At 64.0% G+C, this 3,145-nt stretch carries 4 protein-coding genes; 2 read left to right on the top strand and 2 right to left on the bottom strand.

Annotated features, from left to right (window positions below; translation table 11 throughout):
- A partial coding sequence (locus tag AC1D00_RS33595) for a DUF2147 domain-containing protein (RefSeq protein WP_477013628.1) occupies positions 1-441 on the top strand: 441 nt, incomplete at its 5' end.
- Positions 442-537: 96 nt separating this feature from the next.
- Here the strand turns inward: AC1D00_RS33595 and AC1D00_RS33590 are convergent.
- Entirely contained in the window at positions 538-1,638 is a 1,101-nt protein-coding gene (locus AC1D00_RS33590; protein ID WP_477013627.1) for a hypothetical protein, read from the bottom strand.
- Between the two features lie 399 nt (positions 1,639-2,037).
- Here AC1D00_RS33590 and AC1D00_RS33585 point away from each other — a divergent pair, with 399 nt between their 5' ends.
- On the top strand, positions 2,038-2,394 hold the full coding sequence (locus tag AC1D00_RS33585; RefSeq protein ID WP_477013626.1) for a hypothetical protein: 357 nt from the start codon (positions 2,038-2,040) through the stop codon (positions 2,392-2,394).
- A 31-nt stretch (positions 2,395-2,425) separates the two neighbouring features.
- Here the strand turns inward: AC1D00_RS33585 and AC1D00_RS33580 are convergent.
- Positions 2,426-3,145 (bottom strand): zinc-binding dehydrogenase (locus tag AC1D00_RS33580; protein WP_477013625.1); only part of this gene is annotated, 720 nt, incomplete at its 5' end.

Below are 3,145 nucleotides of genomic sequence, written 5' to 3'. Positions count from 1 at the left end.
GACCACAACGGTGTGTTCGAAGGCGTGATCGCCAAGACGTTCCCGCGGCCCGGCGACGATCCGAACGAGGTCTGCGCGAAGTGCACGGACGATCGCAAGAACGCCCCGGTGCTCGGCCTTTCCTTCATCCGCGACATGAAGCGCGACGGGTTGAAATATGATGGCGGCAACGTGGTCAATCCGCGCGACGGCAATATCTGGAAGGCCAAGATGACGGTGAGCCCCGATGGCCAGACCCTGACCATGCGCGGCTTCCTCGGCATCTCCCTGTTCGGCAAGGACGAGACCTGGACGCGCCTGCCGGACGCCAACCTCGCGCAGGTCGATCCCGCCATCGTCGCCAAATATCTGCCCGCACAGGCGACAGCCGCGACGACGACGAAGCCGGCGCCCGCGGCGAAGAAGGGCGGCGCAATGATGGCGCCGGCGCCAAAGCAGTAGGGTTGCTTCCGCATTCTCTTGTAGCCGGCATGAGCGAAGCGACATGCGGGACCACTTGTCCCTGATATCGCTGCGCTCACCCGGGCTACGGAGTAGTCAATACGTCCGCGCCTTCTTGCACGGCCCATAGAAGGTGCCGTTGCCGGCGACGACCCGCTCGAGGCATTGCCGGGGATCGGTGATCTCGCCGTCGACCTGGAAATAATAGGCCTGCGATCCCAGGCTCAGGACGTAATGTCCCGGCGCAAGCTCGAGCCCTGAATCGCCGGTGTGAAGCTCGTACATCTCGGGCTTGCCCGGGATCGGCGACACCCGGAACGGATAGGAGAAGTTTCGGATCACCCCGACATCTTCTCCGCCGCCTAGATTCTTGCCTGCAGCATCGGTCGAAAACTCTCTGGCGATCTTTGCGACGACCCGAACCTCGACGCGCTCCGGGATCACGTTCGCGGCGTCCCGCCGAAACACGATGAATTTGACGCGGCCGTTTGGCAGATGCGGGCGATCGGGCTTCTTGAACTCCGGTGAAATCGCGATGCGCATGTCCGGCGCCATCACGCCGGTCGCATTCAACTCCGCCAGCGATTTGTCGTCGATCAACGCGTAGACGCCGTAGTCGGTCGGCAATACGCGCGTTGGGGGAGGCGGGGCGAGGGTGATCATTTCCGGCTTGGCGACGGTGATCGTCGTCTCCGGCTTGGGCGACACCTGCGCGATCTCCGGGGCCTGAGACGAAATCTGCCGGCGCAGCGCGGCGATGTTGTCTCGCTGCGAGACGATCAGGATGACTGCGCCAACAGCGAGCAGGATGGCCGCCGTACGCTTGATCACCGGTAGAAGCGGGCCCGAGATCGCAGGCAGCTTGCTGCGGGATATCTCGATCCTCGATCGCAAAACGGTCGCGTCGCCGGACACCAGAAGACCGCCCGTCTCAGTCGCCTTTGACGAGGTGAGCTGTTGTGACGGCAACCGCTCCAGCGGCGCCTCTTCACGCGAGAACTTCTCGACCTCCTCGATTGCGACCTCGAGCGCCCGCTTCATCTGGTCGATGTTCTTGGCGTCGGCGTAGGTGAACTGCTCCTGGAGCTTGTAGCGGGCAAGGTCGTAGACCATCTGCCGCCTGGCTTCCGCGTCGTCCTTGACCGTATCGAGCATGCGCGAAATCACCAGCGCAAACTGCACTTCGCTTGCGGGCAAGTCGGTCGGATCCTGCTGGCCAGGAAGCAACTCTCTCGAACTCATAGCGCTGACGGTCCAATGCCAGTCACGCCAACACCTGATTTCTCTAATTGAAACAGTTGATTAAACGATGCGGCCCGCGTCCGCGGCCGTTTCGTACACGTCCTCGCGGAACAAGGAAAGCCTCCAGAACGGCTGCGGCAAATTGCCAGCGCGTTGAATAGGCAGGACGTGCGCGCCGGCCGGGGTCACACCGTGCGGCCGTAGTTCTCCGGAATGCGCGCTGGCGCCGGATTTGCATAGCTGTCGCAAAGCCGCTGGGGAGCGAGTCGCCGTTTCCACGCCTGCCGCCACCGCGCGGACGGCGAACGGCGGTGTTGGTCCCTCGCGGCGCAGATTGCGATCCGCGGAGACGACATGCGACTTGCAAGACTATGTGCGGCGGCGCTGCCGGGGCTGATGGCGCTGCTTGCGACCTCGGCGCTGGCGCGCGACGACGGCCGCTACGCCAACTCGCCCCTCAAGCCCTGGTTCGAGAGCCTGCACAGCGAATACGGACAATGCTGCTCGGATGCCGACGGCTACATGGTCGCCGATGTCGATTGGGAATCCGACAAGGGGCGCTATCGTGTGCATCTCGACGACGAATGGGTGGTCGTGCCCGACGGCGCCGTGATCACTGAGCCGAACAAGATCGGGCGCACCATGGTGTGGAAGCACTACATCGACGGCCATCCGCGCGTGCGCTGCTTCATGCCGGGCAGCATGACGTAGCTCTGACCATCATTGAGTGCGACGCACATCGTCAATCGGTCAGGACGACGATCTTTCCGCCCGCTGCGTTGGCGTCCATGCAGCGGTGAGMCTCGGTGATCTCCGTGAGGTGAAAGACCCGCCCGACCTGGACGCGAAGCGCGCCTGCTTCGATCTGGCGTACCAGGTCCTGCAACGGCGTCTGCATGAAGTCGTCGGGGCCTCCGGAATAAACCGTGAGGTTGACGGCGTTGGGAATGACCTCCATCGGGCTGAATTGATCGAACCACCATTTGTCTCCGACCATGCCCGTCATGCAGACGATGCCGTTCGGGCGCGCGCATTGCAGGGAGTCGGCCAGCGTGGTCGTGCCGATGAGCTCGAGCACCTTGTCGACGCCGCCTCCGCTCGCGGCCTTGACCTTCTCCGCGATCCGGCCGTCGTCGATGATGACAAGGTCCGCTCCAGCGGAGCGCATCAGCTCCGTGCGCGCGGGATTGCGCGTGGTGGAAATCACCTCGGCGCCGTGTTTGCTCGCGAGGGCCGCAGCCGCAAGACCGACCGAGGTCGTCCCGCCGCGGACCAGGAGCCGCTCGCCGCGCTTGAGCTGCAAGGCGGCGAAGAGCGAACCCCAGGCGGTCTGGAGCATCTCCGGCAATGCGCCAAGCATCTCCCACGAAAGGGTGGTCTCGAGAGGCTGGACTTGCGCGGCCGGCACGCAAACATATTCCGCATAGCCGCCGTCGAACTGCCGCCCCATGCCGCCCATCGC

It is taken from the genome of Bradyrhizobium sp. P2_E8 (genome assembly GCF_056403875.1).
This window is presented reverse-complemented; position numbering and strand designations above follow the sequence as displayed.